The organism is Variovorax sp. PBL-H6, from assembly GCF_901827155.1.
In the GTDB taxonomy this organism is placed as follows: Bacteria; Pseudomonadota; Gammaproteobacteria; order Burkholderiales; family Burkholderiaceae_C; genus Variovorax.
Genome location: NZ_LR594660.1, coordinates 20,754 through 34,527 on the forward strand (window position 1 = coordinate 20,754; position 13,774 = coordinate 34,527).

15 protein-coding genes are annotated in these 13,774 nt (G+C 63.2%); 7 read left to right on the top strand and 8 right to left on the bottom strand.

Annotation, left to right across the window (positions count from 1 at the left end):
• The first annotated feature begins 2 nt into the window (after positions 1 to 2).
• The 5 genes from secA (at position 3) to G3W89_RS28300 (ending at position 5,659) form a co-directional block, all read left to right on the top strand.
• A complete protein-coding gene (gene secA / locus G3W89_RS28280; RefSeq protein ID WP_068673631.1) occupies positions 3 to 2,567 on the top strand; it encodes a preprotein translocase subunit SecA in 2,565 nt (854 codons plus the stop codon).
• A 224-nt stretch (positions 2,568 to 2,791) separates the two neighbouring features.
• On the top strand, positions 2,792 to 3,760 hold the full coding sequence (locus tag G3W89_RS28285; protein WP_068673633.1) for a 5'-nucleotidase: 969 nt from the start codon (positions 2,792 to 2,794) through the stop codon (positions 3,758 to 3,760).
• Positions 3,761 to 3,918: 158 nt separating this feature from the next.
• Positions 3,919 to 4,410: a peptidoglycan DD-metalloendopeptidase family protein gene (locus tag G3W89_RS33750; RefSeq protein WP_443082794.1), complete on the top strand. Its 492-nt coding sequence runs from the start codon at positions 3,919 to 3,921 to the stop codon at positions 4,408 to 4,410.
• Between the two features lie 347 nt (positions 4,411 to 4,757).
• Positions 4,758 to 5,114, top strand: a complete 357-nt coding sequence (locus tag G3W89_RS28295; RefSeq protein ID WP_068673636.1) for a BACON domain-containing protein — start codon at positions 4,758 to 4,760, stop codon at positions 5,112 to 5,114.
• Positions 5,111 to 5,659, top strand: a complete 549-nt coding sequence (locus G3W89_RS28300; protein WP_068673638.1) for an AAA family ATPase — start codon at positions 5,111 to 5,113, stop codon at positions 5,657 to 5,659. The genes G3W89_RS28295 and G3W89_RS28300 overlap by 4 nt, the downstream gene beginning before the upstream one ends.
• 91 nt (positions 5,660 to 5,750) lie before the next feature.
• On the opposite strand, the gene G3W89_RS28305 is transcribed toward G3W89_RS28300, so the two are convergent.
• From G3W89_RS28305 to G3W89_RS28325, 5 genes are all read right to left on the bottom strand, one after another.
• A complete protein-coding gene (locus G3W89_RS28305) occupies positions 5,751 to 5,963 on the bottom strand; it encodes a hypothetical protein (protein WP_102906930.1) in 213 nt (70 codons plus the stop codon).
• A 14-nt stretch (positions 5,964 to 5,977) separates the two neighbouring features.
• Complete coding sequence (locus G3W89_RS28310; RefSeq protein ID WP_162571141.1) at positions 5,978 to 6,901, bottom strand: hypothetical protein; 924 nt, start codon at positions 6,899 to 6,901, stop codon at positions 5,978 to 5,980.
• A gap of 12 nt (positions 6,902 to 6,913) precedes the next feature.
• Positions 6,914 to 7,225, bottom strand: a complete 312-nt coding sequence (locus tag G3W89_RS28315) for a hypothetical protein (protein ID WP_146039475.1) — start codon at positions 7,223 to 7,225, stop codon at positions 6,914 to 6,916.
• Positions 7,226 to 7,240: 15 nt separating this feature from the next.
• Positions 7,241 to 7,495: a hypothetical protein gene (locus tag G3W89_RS28320; protein ID WP_146039474.1), complete on the bottom strand. Its 255-nt coding sequence runs from the start codon at positions 7,493 to 7,495 to the stop codon at positions 7,241 to 7,243.
• Between the two features lie 1,076 nt (positions 7,496 to 8,571).
• Complete coding sequence (locus tag G3W89_RS28325; protein WP_083944125.1) at positions 8,572 to 9,879, bottom strand: UvrD-helicase domain-containing protein; 1,308 nt, start codon at positions 9,877 to 9,879, stop codon at positions 8,572 to 8,574.
• Positions 9,880 to 9,948: 69 nt separating this feature from the next.
• Between G3W89_RS28325 and G3W89_RS28330 the strand changes: the two genes are divergently transcribed.
• Positions 9,949 to 10,743 (top strand): hypothetical protein, encoded by a 795-nt coding sequence (locus tag G3W89_RS28330; protein ID WP_068673650.1) that lies wholly within the window; start codon positions 9,949 to 9,951, stop codon positions 10,741 to 10,743.
• Here G3W89_RS28330 and G3W89_RS28335 read toward each other — a convergent pair.
• A complete protein-coding gene (locus G3W89_RS28335) occupies positions 10,643 to 11,158 on the bottom strand; it encodes a hypothetical protein (protein ID WP_146039473.1) in 516 nt (171 codons plus the stop codon). The genes G3W89_RS28330 and G3W89_RS28335 overlap by 101 nt on opposite strands.
• Complete coding sequence (locus G3W89_RS28340; RefSeq protein WP_068673652.1) at positions 11,155 to 11,544, bottom strand: hypothetical protein; 390 nt, start codon at positions 11,542 to 11,544, stop codon at positions 11,155 to 11,157. The genes G3W89_RS28335 and G3W89_RS28340 overlap by 4 nt, the downstream gene beginning before the upstream one ends.
• 137 nt (positions 11,545 to 11,681) lie before the next feature.
• Between G3W89_RS28340 and G3W89_RS28345 the strand changes: the two genes are divergently transcribed.
• Positions 11,682 to 12,959 (top strand): WGR domain-containing protein, encoded by a 1,278-nt coding sequence (locus G3W89_RS28345; RefSeq protein WP_146039472.1) that lies wholly within the window; start codon positions 11,682 to 11,684, stop codon positions 12,957 to 12,959.
• A 353-nt stretch (positions 12,960 to 13,312) separates the two neighbouring features.
• Here G3W89_RS28345 and G3W89_RS28350 read toward each other — a convergent pair whose 3' ends face one another.
• Positions 13,313 to 13,756, bottom strand: coding sequence for a single-stranded DNA-binding protein (locus tag G3W89_RS28350; RefSeq protein ID WP_162487232.1), 444 nt, complete (start codon positions 13,754 to 13,756; stop codon positions 13,313 to 13,315).
• Between the last annotated feature and the right edge of the window lie 18 nt (positions 13,757 to 13,774).

Genomic DNA, 13,774 nt, shown 5'->3' on the forward strand with positions numbered 1-13,774 from the left:
ACATGGACTTCTCGAGTCTGTATACGCGAGTGCGCTCGCAGTCCGCGCTCAACCGCTTCACGGCAGACGCCAAGCGCATTTCCGAGGGGGAGTCATCTCTCACTTCCCTGCCCGCAGAGGAGCTCAAGGCGCGGTTCCTGGCCCTGCGCGACCTTCCCGAGCCCAAGCGCACTGTGCCCGGGTTCGCGCTCGCGCGAGAAGCCGCACGCCGCGCGCTGGGTTTGCGGCCGTTCGACGTCCAACTGATTGGGGGCTTGGCCCTTTTGCAAGGCAAGCTTGCTGAAATGCGCACGGGTGAGGGGAAGACCCTCACACTCGTGGCGCCCGCGGCACTGCTTGCCCTGCAGGGCAAAGGCGTCCATGTCGTGACTGCGAACAGCTATCTGGCCCGCCGGGATGCGGAACTGATGCGTCCAGTCTTCGAAGCCCTGGGCCTTTCTGTAGCGTTCATCGAGACCTCGCAGACGTCGGCTGCGAAGCGGGAAGCCTATGCAGCGGACGTCACGTACGGGGTGGGCTTTGAGTTCGGCTTCGACTACCTTCGCGACAACATGGTGAGCGACGCCGGTGACAAGGTACAACGCCCGCTGTCGTTTGCTATCGTGGACGAAGTCGACTCGGTTCTCATCGACGAGGCACGAACGCCGCTCATCATTTCCGGCTCGGGAGACTCGCAGGATGCCATCGTTCGCGCGCTCAACCTGACCGCTCGCCAGCTCAAGAGCGGCGTCGACTACGTGGTGGACCCCAAGGAGCGCAACGCCACGCTCACCGAGCGCGGCTACGACGAGGCCGAAGCGAGCCTTGCGAAGCAAGGCATCATCGCGGGCCAAGGCGAGCTCTACGCTGCCCACAACCTGCACATTGCGCGTCGCCTGCATTCCGCTGTGCGCGCCCATGGCGTGTACCGCCTTGACCGAGACTACGTCGTCTCTGCCGGTGAGGTGGTCCTGGTCGACCAGGGGACCGGTCGAAAGATGCCGGGCCGTCGCTTGGAGGATGGGCTGCACGAAGCAATTGAGGCGAAGGAAGGGCTGGAAATCCACGCTGGTTCCGTCACGCGTGCGACTATCACGTATCAGAGCTTTTTCGGCCTCTACGAGCGCCTGGCCGGCTTGACCGGCACCGCGCTCACGGAAGCTGAGGAGTTCACCGAGTTTTACGGCCTCGAGACCGTGGTCGTTCCTACCAACCGACCTGTGGCCCGCATTCTCAAGGAGGACCTGGTCTACCTTGGGAAGTCTGCCAAGTTCGTCGCTGTGGCGGACGAAATTGTTCGCAGGCAAGCGTCAGGCCAGCCCGTGCTTGCGGGGTGCGCGTCCGTTCGCGACGCGGAAGTGCTCAGCCGCCTGCTTGAGAGCAAAGGCGTGGTGCACGAAGTGCTCACGGCGAAGCACCTCGAGCGAGAGGCCCACATCATCGCCCAAGCCGGGCGTCCTGGCGCCGTTACGGTAGCGACGAACATGGCCGGGCGGGGAACCGACATCATCCTGGGTGGCGAAAAGCCATCAGAGGGCGACTTCACTGACCCTGCGGCCTACGCACACGGTAAGGCGCAGTGGGAGTCCGCCCGTGCTGCCGTTCTTGCAGCGGGCGGCCTGTTCGTCCTCGGTACCGAGCGCTCAGGCATCCGCCGGGTGGACAACCAACTGGCCGGCCGCTCCGGGCGCCAGGGCGACCCTGGCGAGGTTCAGTTCTTCCTGAGCTTGGAAGACGAGCTCCTGCGGGTGTTCGGGCAGTCCAGGCAGCTGAAAGTCGTCGCCAAGCTCATCGACGGCGCCGGCGGCGTCCTTAGCGGCAAAACCATCGCGAAGCTTGTGACTACCGCGCAGCGAAGCCTTGAAGGGCAGGGCTTCGAGGCTCGCCGGAATGTCATGAAGTACGACAGCTCGATGTCGGAACAACGCAAGGCCGTTTACGCCCTCCGTGACAGCCTGCTCGCTGACGGCGTCATGGAGTACTGCGAGGCAGCGGTTGACGCGGCTGTCGCCAATTGGGCAAACGTTCGGCTTGGCGTGCACGACATGCCTGAGCAGTGGGACCTGCCCGCGCTAAAGCGCGAACTGGAAGCTGATTTCAACATCCAGCCCGGCCTGGTCGGCTGGGTTCACAGCGAGGACCTGGGTCGCGACGAGGTGGTCGAGCGCATCCGCGCCGCTGTCCAGGCACGGCTCGCAGCCAACCCGCTCGACACCGCCGCGCGCCGCCGGCTGGTACTCAGGGTGCTGACAGACCTCTGGACCGAGCACCTGACTGCACTTGACGAGCTGCGCCAAGCTGTTTCTCTTAAGGGCGCGACCGGACAGAACCCGCTCTTCCAGTTTCACAACGACGCGTTCGCGCTTTTCAAGTCGTTCGAGGAAGCGCTCTGCGCAGAAATCTCGCGGCAACTTCTTTCCTCGGCCCTGCAAGAGGAGCGCGAGGCGAAATCTGCGGACGCCGACGAGCAGGCTCGCAAGGCCGCCCGGGTAGCCGTGGAGCTCGAGCAACGGTGGGTCAAGCGCAATGAACCCTGCCCCTGCGGCTCGGGAAAGCGCTTTAAGCACTGCCACGGAAAACTGCGGTAAGCGGCCCGCCTTGCCCGACGAGCCACGACAGCCTCTCCGATGACACCTGCGGGCCGCTAAAGGCGCGCAGCGTGCTTTAGGGCCGTCGCGCGCCCCTCGAATTTCCTCTAAGTTATTGTCGCGCAACGGAAATTTGCTTGAACGAACGTTGGAGAAATTTCTGGGGAGCGTTGGGAGGTCCGGTCGCTAGACAGGTCAGAACTACTTTTCTGAGGTCAAACCACATGCTAACAATCGCAGTTTCCAGTCGCGCCCTCTTTCACATCGAAGATGGCGATGAAATCTTCCAGACCCAGGGCCAAAAGGCCTTCGACGAGTACATGCGCTCCAAGGCTGACGTCCCACTTCGTCGGGGAACGGCCTTCCCGCTCATTCGCAAGCTGCTCACTCTGAATCGGCCCGGTGCCAAGCGCTTGGTCGATGTGGTCATGCTGTCGCGCAACAGCCCGGTCGCCGGGGTGCGCATAGCGAACAGCATCGTTCACCACGGCCTTGACATCAAGGGCGCGGTGTTCACCAAGGGTTCGGACCGCTTCCGCTTCGCTGCCGGCATGGGCGTCCAGCTTTTTCTGTCTGCAAATTCAGCGGACGTGCAGAACGCCATCGCCAATGGCATCGCCGCGGCAACCATGCTTCCAAGCGAACGAGACGACGACGCCAGCGACGACGACATCCGCATCGCTTTCGACGGCGACAGCGTGTTGTTCAGTTCCGAAGGGGATGAGTGCTACCGCGAGCACGGTCTGGAGGTCTTCCATCAGACCGAGCACCAGAAGGCCGCTATTCCGCTGGGCGCTGGCCCCTTCAAGCTTGTCCTGGAGGAACTGCATCGGATTCAACACGAGTTCCCCGTGAACGAGTGCCCTCTGAAACTTGCCCTTGTGACCGCGCGCGCAATTCCAAGTCACGGTCGCGTCATGACAACGCTCGACTCCTGGGGCGTTGTGCTCGACGTGGCCACCTTCGCGAACGGTGCCCCGAAAGGCCCCATTCTGAAGGCGTTCGGTGCCGACATGTTCTTTGACGACGCTTCGAAGAATATCGACAGCGCACGAAGCAGCGATGTGACCTCCGGCCATGTTCCTTACGGTACCGGGCACGGAATCACAGAGCCGCTCCTCACGCGCGGGGACGTCCCCAGTGCCTCCCGCAGGTCCGCTGCGGCGGGCGTTCAAGAGGCTTGTGCCGCCTAGTCTGCTCATTCGAGACGCCGCCACTTCATGTGTCGGCGTCTCTTTCTTTCTCTGCGCTAAAGGGCAGGGCTATAAGGCTCATGAGCAACCCGACCGCCTGGCTGTGCCCCCTTGAGCTCGAACTCCGCCCTACGGCGGATGCCGAGTCCTTCCGAAGCATGCCCCCTGGCGTCACCGGGCTCCCGATTGGCAGCCACCCGGGCGCCTTCGGCGTGGTGCGGCGTAACCATATCCACGAGGGCGTCGACCTCTATACCGAGGAGGGCTGCCCTGTGCTAGCCGTTGAGGAAGGTCTCGTGGTCGGCGTGATGCCGTTCACGGGCCCGGGCGCGGGCCTGCCTTGGTGGCGAGACACCAAGGCCGTACTGGTCGAAGGCCGGTCAGGCGTCGTCGCCTACGGGGAGGTTTCTCCTCTGGTCTCTTGCGGAGACCGTGTCCAACCTGGGGAGGTTGTGGCGCGGGTCGTGCGAGTTCTTCGCCAAGACAAGGGGCGGCCGACGTCCATGCTTCACATTGAACTCCACGAGCCTGGCGCGCGGCAGTGCCCAGCCTGGCTCAGCTCGGATACGCGTCCGCACACCCTGCGCGACCCGACGCCTTACCTGCTCGAGGCGTCTCACCGCCTCTACCGGCTCCCGCGGAAAAGCTAAATCCGGCGGCTACACGCCGGATGACCCTTTTGCCGAGATACCTCGCCGCCACGCTGGTAGCCCTGGCCTGCACAGGTGGTGCACTTGCCGCCGAGGTTGAGCGGAATCCGTTCAACCCCTCGCCATCCGCGAATACACCGCAGTCCGAGTCGCAGGCTCCAGCCGGTAAAGGCACGCTACCTCAGGGCCTTCCAGCTTTGCGCCTGCCGCCCCCAATCCCCACGGTCGAGGGGCGAGCGGTACTGCCTCCCGTTTTGCCTCCCTCGCTTCCTCCTCCGCCGCTACCAACTGCCAATGCGGCCCCGGCTGGTGCCGACCAACCGTCGCCAGGCAGTGGCTCGCGCCGCGTGTTCCTGAATCAACAGGAACTTCAGGCCCAGCGCAGCCAGTGCGACATCTCGCGCAAGGCGAGCGGCACGGAGGCTGTTTCCCCTGCCGGCGGCACGGTGACGCTGCGCTATGTCGTGAGCAATGGCCGGGTATGCCTTTCAGGCGCAGCTTCCGACTCGACCTGGGCCAACGTGAGCCGCGCTGACGAGAGCCAGGCGTCCGTGGTCATCGAACCCAACGACAGCGCTACGCCTCGCGAAACCACGGTCACCGTCGTCTCCCGCAATGGTCGTAGTGCCGCTTTTCGGATTTCTCAACCCGCCGGCAACGGCTTCCGCGCAATCGAGCCGCAACGCACGGCTACCTCGCCATGAAGGTTATCAACCTGTTCGCAGCACCCGGGATTGGCAAGTCCACCTCCGCACAGATTCTCACTGGCCTCCTGTCCATCGGTGGCTACCGAGTCGAGTACGTTCCGGAGTTCGCCAAATTCCAGACCTTCTCGGGGAACCAGGCCGCCTTGAGCGACCAGGTGTACATGTTCGCCAAGCAGGAGAACCGGCTCCACGTGTTCAAGGACCAAGAGTTCGATTTTGTGGTCATGGACGGTCCGCTGCCTATCGCGCTGCTGTACACGCCCGAGACCTACTTCAAGTACTACGAGCCGCTCGTCATGGAGGTCTTCAGCTCCTTCGACAACGTCAATTTCTTCCTGGACCGAAACCCCTCATACGAGCACAAGAAGCACGGCCGCATCCAGGACCGTGCGCAGTCCGACGCTCTCTCTCTCCGGCTCGAGGCCATCCTGTCACGCCACAAGGTTCCGCTCACCCGCGAGATGGTGCGCCCCCAACTACCGCTTGTGCTCTACGAAGCCTTGACAGGGGCAAAGCCGCCCTCACTTGAAGACCTGGCCTGAGGACAGGTCCAGTCATCCGAAGGCCCTCCGGACCATCAGGTTGGAGGGCTTTGTTCTGGCCGCGCGTTCGCGAAGCGACGAGCTGGGGGCCTCAGCTGACGAAGTTCAGATGCCCTTCCTTCGCCTTCCAGCTAATGTGGACCCAGCCACCGAGGGCGTAGTGGCTCACGCCCTCCGCGTCGAGCAGCCGATGGCCACTGCTTTCGCTGGCCGACAGGAGGGTGGCCGAACCCGAAGACGGATAACAACGGCCGCAGGCCTGGCGCGCATTCGGGTTCGGCTGCGCCAAGAGAAACGCCGGCAAGGCCGGCGTTTGTTCTAGTTCACCGCGCGTAGGTTGCGCTTCTCGCCGCCCACCAGGGCCGGCCGAACGAAGAGTTTGAGCTCTTCGGGCTGCAGCGGCTCCGAGGGCACTGCAACCGGGGACGGCGCCGGGGGAGGAGGCACCACCGCGGCAGGTGCCTGAATGGGCGGGGCGGCAGCGGCGACGGGCGCCGGTGCGACGTGGGCGGCTGGCACGGCGGCGGTCGACTGGCGTGCACTCGTCGCTTCAGTGAGCGCAGGCAGGGGTACGCCGCTCGTGACGACGAGTGCGTTCGCGACTTGCTCAGCCAGGATGCCGCGAGCATTGGCAACTTCGCGCAGGCGCTCCCATTGGGCCATCTCGGACGTGTACGTGATGTACTGAGTCAGATTGCGGACCTTCATCGCACCAGGTTGCAGCCGGTCGTACTGGGCATCCGGCAGTAGCACGCCCATCGTGTCGGGAACCCACTCCACGTCGGTCATCGAGTCGGGGTCGAACGAGACGCTGCGCAGCGGATGCACCGAGACCTCGAGAATCGCCTGGAAGTTGGCGAACTTCAAGGCGAAGCACGACTTTGCTTGGAACGTCAGGGCGGGGTCCGATTCGCGGGCGAGGTAGGCCACTTGAGCCTTGCCGAAGGCACGGAGCATCACGCCGAGCGGCTGGTACGTTTTCTCTGCACGCGAGAAGAACGGCTCTTCGATGCGCCAGTAGTGCACGACGTCGGCGCGCGGGCTCTCGCCGTGGATGCCGAGGAATCGCAGAATCTCGAGCTGGGTCTCGAACTCCACCTGCTCGCCGCTCTCACCGCCCTGGTCGTAGAGCCAGTTGTGCATGTCCTCGCTGGACACATGAGCAAGGGTGCAGAGCGTTTCAGTGGAGATGCCGCGCAGGCTCATCAGGGCGCGGACGACGGCGGTATTGACGTGAGACATTGAACTGGTTCCTTAGCGAGCGATGACGACCGCAGCGAGCGTGGCCAGGAAGAACACGCAGTACGGCAGGGCGACTTGGGACTGAGGCACTTTCCAGGGCGTCTTGGCGCGCTGGAGGTGGCGCTGCATGGCGAATGCGCCAAACAGTGCGCCGGCCATGAACAGCCCTGCACAGACCTGGCGCCTGTGCGGGATGTCCACAAACTGGGAGAAGGGCGGCATCGGCACGTTGCTGATAACCAGCGACACGAGCAGGATGAAGCCGATGCCGGCTGCGTACAGCATGTTCGGGCGGCTCATATCAACAATGGACTTCGTCATCATGGGAACTTTCCTTTTTTACGGGTTGATGGGCAGGTAGCCCGAATCGAACTTGGCTCCCTTGCCTTCAGCGCCATGGAAGACGCCCAGACCGGGAACTGACTGACCTTTACTCACAATCACGGTGCGCTGGTCACCAATGCGCACCCAGGCCTTGTCGCCAGTCGGACTGGCGGCGACGACCGTTGCCGGGTTGCCGCGGACCTGTGCGTCGGCGAGTACCGGCTTCTGGATACGCACAGGCTCCTTGGCCGCAGGGCGTTCTGCTTGCACTGCCTGGCGCTCCGCCGGCCCAGCGATTTGCTCAGCCGGGGCGGGCGCTGCGGGGGCGGGGGAGGCTGCTACCACCTTGATGGTCGGCTTCTCGGACGCCGGCGAGACGGCCACGGGCTTGTCCGCCACAGGCGCCGAAGCCGGCACAGGGTGAACAGGAGGCGGCGGTGGAAGCGCTGTCGGCCCAGCAAGGTTGTCGCGCTTTGCCAGGACGGCAGCGGCAGCTCGTGCAGCGTCTGGAAGCAGCTCTGAACGCTCTGGAGCGACGGGCGCCGCGAGGGTCGCAGTCGTTTTCAGCCCTACCTGCGGGGCCCTCGCTTCCTGCACGGGTTTGCGCACCACAGGCTGTCGGGCGACGGGGGCCTGCACGACCTTCTTTGCGACCGGACGGCGCGCAGGCTCTACGGGCTTCGCAGGCGCGGCAACCGACGCGTCGGCGGGGACAGCCGCCGACACCGGGGCGGGCGCGGAAGCGATGGAAACTTGAGCGGAAGGCGCGGGGGACGCTGCAGACGCGACCGCCAGCGGCGGCGTATCTGCCTTCCTCGCGTCCGCGGCAGGCGCGGCTTGCACATGGACCGTAGTCGCCGCAGTTGGGGCTTCGCTCGAAACAACGGGCTGAGCCGCAGCGGTGTGGTCAAGTGCCTTTACCGGAGCTTGAACGGCCGCCACCGGCGCGGCGTGTGCGGCGACGAGGGGCAGCGCTTCGAGGGGCGTTGACTCACCATCCCCCGCGGACGCGTGTTCTGCGACCACGGGTGCCTGCTCAAGCTTGATTGCCGGGGCAGCAACAGGAGTTACAGAGGCGGCGAGCGGCACGGCGGCCGTGGGCGGCGTGGCGCGCGACTCAACCGCAACGGGGTGTTCCGCACCTCCGAACATGACAACAGACGCCGACCCCGCACCGAACAACAGAATGACGCCTGTCAGGAGCATCGACACGGTGGAGGATGAGCCGTTAGGTTTGGGTTTCTGCTTCATGAGGTTAAGAAGTTGGAGCACATCAGGAGACGGACGGTCCCCAGGCTTATCGCATCGGGCTCGAAAACCAGATGCCTGACCTGTAGAAAGCTGATTTAGCCTTCCAACGCGTGCGCTTCGAACAGAAAGCCCGATGGATGCCGACCGCCATTGGGGTTGCGCTTCTGAGCCCGCGAGGCGCTGTACGACATGCGCAGGAAATCGCGCGCGCGAGTCATCGCTACGTAGAAGAGGCGGCGCTCCTCCTCCTTCACGCCCAGGGGATGCGGAAACAGCGATGCCTCGCAGCCCATCACCCACACTTCCGGCCACTCGAGGCCCTTCGACTCGTGCACGGTGTAGGCTTGCAGGTTCAGTTCGCGCAGCGGTGAAATCACGGCTTGGGTGCGAGCCAGAACTGCCCGGCTCTTGGGAGAAGCCTCCAGCCAGTCCTTCGCTGCCTGCAACTCCCCGGCAGCGTCGTCGTAGTGGTTGATGACGACCTCTCCGATGTCCGTGCGGTGCGCCTTCCACTGGATGGGGAAGCGGTCGGGGTTGACCGAGATGACGTTGTTGGCATGTTCGACGATGCTCAACGCGCTGCGGTAGTTCACAGAAAGGACGTGCGTGTCATCGCACTCCTTCTGGAGCTGATGCATCACGCCGCCATGGGCCCCGCGGAACGCATAGATGGCCTGGTCGGCATCTCCGATGTACCAATACTTGGCGTTCGGCCGCCCGAGCTTGCGCAGGAAGGTCTTTTGGAGCGAACTCAGGTCCTGTGACTCGTCGACCAGGATGTGGTCGAAACAGGGGTTCAGCTTTTCGGCCCCAAGTTTTAGAAGGCCCGTGAAGTCAACGACCTCTTCCTCCTGGAGCATCTCCTCGAACCGATAGGCGATGATGCCCATGGTCGTGGTGTGCTTCTCCTCCTCGCGGGACCGGTTCAGCGCGAGCAACAGCTCGGAGTCGGAAAAGTCCTCGTAGTCCTCCGGCAGCTCAGTGCGCAGATTGTCCAGAAAATAGACGAGCTCATCGTCGTTCGCGATGACGACCTGCAGTTTCTGGCTGGAAAGCTTGGACAGGGCCAGGGAGTGGACGGTGCCGCACACCGGAATCTTGGAACGGTCGCCGAAGCGAGCCAGCATACGAGACTGGATTTCCTTGGCGGCCTTGCGCGTAAAGGTGACCACCGCGACCCGGGCAGGGTCCGCGCCAGCCTGGATGAGGGCCACGGCTCGCTCGACGAGCAACCGGGTCTTTCCAGCGCCAGCACCGGCGCAGATGACAGCATTTCGATTGAACGACGATTCGAGTGCGCTTCGCTGCTCGGGCGAGAGCGTCCCGCCTTCCGCGCGCAGGGCGGAGGAACGAGGCGCATCGGACGTCTCGCGGACGTCGGCAAAAAGGTCAGCGTAATTCAAGATAAAACCCTTTAGGAAGATAACATTTTAAGCTATACAAGCACTAAAATCAAACCCAATCTAAAACGTATGAAGCCACTTGCTCGTCTGGGTCTAAATACTCTTTTGGTTGCCGCCTGTACCGCGCTGGGCGGCTACGCGTTCTTCCACGTGGGCACCTCTACAGGCGTCCTGAAGCGCACCCCAGAGCATGCGAGGCTGGCACCCACGGCAGTGACGGCCGCGGTGTCCTACCTGGAATCGCTGGGGCAGGGTGAGGTGGCGGTCACCGTGCAGCCGGGCCCAAAAATTCAGGAAGCTGCGCCTGTCGAATTCCTTTTCGTGAGTGCCAGCTCGGCGGTCAGTGCGGCAGACGGGGCAACCGTGAAGTTGGAGGTTGTCGGACGAGGCCCGACCTGCGAGGGCACGTACGAGGCCGGCACGCGACGTTTTCAGACGTGGGCAGAGGGCGTGACGGCCGCCGCAGGCGCCCAGGTAATTGCCGATTGGTGCCTCGTCGCTGCGCCGGGGACCGAGGTCGCCTACCGCACGATGGACCAGCCTTGGAAGACCGAAGCAGGTGAACTCGAAGCTGATTTCGCAACCCGCTACATTCGCTTCCTTGCCCCCGGCGGAGCGCCTGCCGCCATCAAGGCCACAGCCCTTGCGGTCTGCGACGACGACAAGGGCTGTGGCTATCTGGCAAGCATCACTGTTGGCGATGACGACCGTCAAATCTCTGAGCTGGTCACCCAAGGTGACGCCGAGCTCGTGCAGGCCAGAACTATCGCCGACGACGATGAGATTCAGGCCGTGACTGTCCCTGCCCACCCTCCTGCCGGACTGCACGGGTTTCACCCAGTTCTCGTTCACTCGATTCGGTGACCGGCTGCAAGGCGGCGCCATCGTCCGAGCCTTCAACGGCGACGGAGGCCCCGACGTTGCGCTTCGCGCTTTCTTCAAATTTCTTTTCGAGCTGGGCCAGCATGTCACTTGAGGCCGCCCGCCGCTCGATTTCGATGAAGCGGTCCAAGAAGGCGATGGCCGGCTTGAACTCGTCTTGCACCTCCAGCTGTCCTCCTTGCAGCGAAGCGATGACCTCACCGTCAATGAGCTTGAGCATGAAGGGCTTCGCGGCCAGGATGTGATACCAGACGTGGTAGGTCGCGCCGATGAATTCAAGTTGCAGGGGAGCGCCTGTTGGTCCGTGAAAGACAAACTGCGTCCGCATCCATGCCGTCGGCGACTCGGAGGGCTCATTGGCGCGGGATAGTCCGCCATTCCAGGATTTTGTTTTCATTTCTTGGTCGCGGTGCTGGGTTTTGCTTTGCTCGGCTGGCTCTTCTGTGGTGCGAACACCTGCTGCGACCCGTCGTTGTAGGTCAGGGTCAGCTTCCCCTTTGACAGCACGTAGGTGTTGTCGACCGAGCCGTGGGGCGGCATCTCAAAAGTTAGCGTACCGGCGCTTGACTCCGCCGTGCTGCCCGTCGTCCAGGTACCAATGAGCGGCGCAAAGCCGTTGGGGCCGAGCTTCGCCGAGCCATCCGCCCCCAACTCCATCACGCCCGTCAAGGCGCGGTCACTGCCGGACACGGTCTCCCACTTGCCCACGAGCTTGGGGTTGGCCATCGCCATGGCCGGCACTGCAAACGCGAGCAGCAGCGCGGATTTGAGAAGAGATTTCATGCGCCGTTTAGCCAGGCTCCTTTATCCGCCTGGCGGCTAAACACGTTGGATAGACAGCGGGCAACCCCCTCCGGGGAGCCTGCCAACGCCTCCTGCGTCTCGTCGGCTCTCCGGAACTCGTTTTTCGGAGACCCTTCTTGAGTTCAACCGCCGTCGAGACTGTCATGCTGGTGTGCACGGACGCACTAAATAACAACAACAAATTCTGGGAGGGCACGCTTCAGGCAAACGGTGACGTCCATTGCAGGTGGGGCCGCGTCGGCGCGACGGGGCAAACCAAGGTGTTCGCCAGCGCAGGCAAGTCGTTCCTCACGAGCAAGGCCAACGAGAAGCGACGTGGCGGCTACACCGAAGTGGCCGTGCTAGGCAGCCCGAAATCACAGGTTGTCGCGACGACAACCGAGGCCGTGAAGAGACAGATATCGAGCGCAGGAAACCCAGTCATCGAGGCGCTGCTCGAGCGCCTGGTCAAGGAGAACCGCCACGAAATCTTCGTGATGTCCGGCGGGCAAATCAATGTGTCCGCTGACGGCGTCGTGACGACCGCCGTCGGGGTCATCGATGGCGAGTCGGTCCGCTCCGCCAGGCAGGTGCTGGCCACTATCGCGTTATCCCACGCGACCAAGGACTTCAACTCCACGGTGTTCATCGACTACCTGCAGCAGTACCTCACGCTGGTTCCCCAAAAGGTATCGGCGAAGCGCGGCTGGCACACCACCTTCCTCGCCGCGGACGATGCCATCATCAAGCAGAGCGCGTTCCTCGACCAGCTCGAGGGCTCCATCGAACTGGCTCTTGCCAACGCAAAGAGCTCAGGCCCAGAGCCGGCCAAGGTGTTCGACGTCGAACTGGAGCTCATCGAAGACGGAGCGGAGTGGACCAGCATCGAGCGCTTCTTCAAGCAGTCCATCAACCTTCGGCACGCGTCCTCAGGCCTCAAGCCCGTTCGGGCCTTCCGCGTGACCATCGGCTCGATGGCGCGGGCGTTCGAGAACGATGGGATGAAGGTAGGTAATGTTCAGCGGCTCTGGCACGGCACCCGGGCCTACAACGTGCTGTCCATCCTCAAGCAGGGCCTCATTGTTCCCAAGAGCGGCGGTTCGTACAACATCACCGGGCGCATGTTCGGCGACGGACTCTACTTCAGCGACCAGTCGACGAAGTCCCTGGCGTACTCGCGGGGCGACTGGAGCCGCTCGCAGGGCATCGACAACCGTTGTTTCATGTTTCTCGCGGACGTCGCCATGGGCCGCGCCATGACGCCGAGCGGACCCAACGCACGCGCGCAGTATCCGGCCAAAGGCTACGACTCCACGTTCGCAAAGGGAGGGGAGAGCGGTGTCCTGAACAACGAGATGATTGTCTACCGTACGAGCCAGGCGAACCTGACAACGCTCGTTGAATTCAGCGGCTGACCCCTGGGTATCAATGACGACGCTCTAGCGTTCAGCGGAAAGGTCCATCCTGGACCGCCGTCAGACGGGGTACGAACTCGGTAAGCCTGCGGACCTCGGGTCTGAAATTCGGGGTCGTACGAGGCGGCCGCCGGGGCACGTCCTTTCGAGCACGGAGCGGCTGCCGGCCGACCGTACGACCAGAAAGACAAGACACGGAACCGCAACCACCTTGCTGCCGACACGGCTAGGCCAGCGCCAACTGAGCGGGCAAAAAGAAATCCCCGGAACCAATGGCTCCGGGGATGTTAATCACGGTATCTGGAGTGGCGCGATGTAGCTCGCGCGCGGGCAAGGGAGCTTCCAGCCTTCGGTCACTTGTGGCCGAGTAGCTCGGGCATGGAGATGGCGACAATGGCGTTGTCCAGACCTGGTGTTCCGTCCTTCTTGAGGTACGCCTCCACCTGGGGGCGACCTTCGACGAGAACTTGTCGGCCTTTGGTGTAGTTCGCCAAAGCCTCGGGCTTCTGCGCCATCGCGCCGAATAGCAAGACCTTGTACCAAACGGTCTGCTTGGCGCCACCAATGCCTCTGTCGGTTGCCACACTCATCTCGAAGTACGGGTTCCCTGCACCTGACTTTCGGGTTTCTGAAGACCCGATATTTCCTACTACCTGAATTCGCTCGTAAGCCATGAGAAAACTACCTGAAACGCGGATGACCTCGATTGCCAGCCCCAAGACGTTGAGCGCATAGGGCCCCTTTCCGGCGAGCGGCGAAAAGGTTAGGCAAGAACATATACGAGTCGTATAGCTCACGGCCCAAACTTGGGCCCT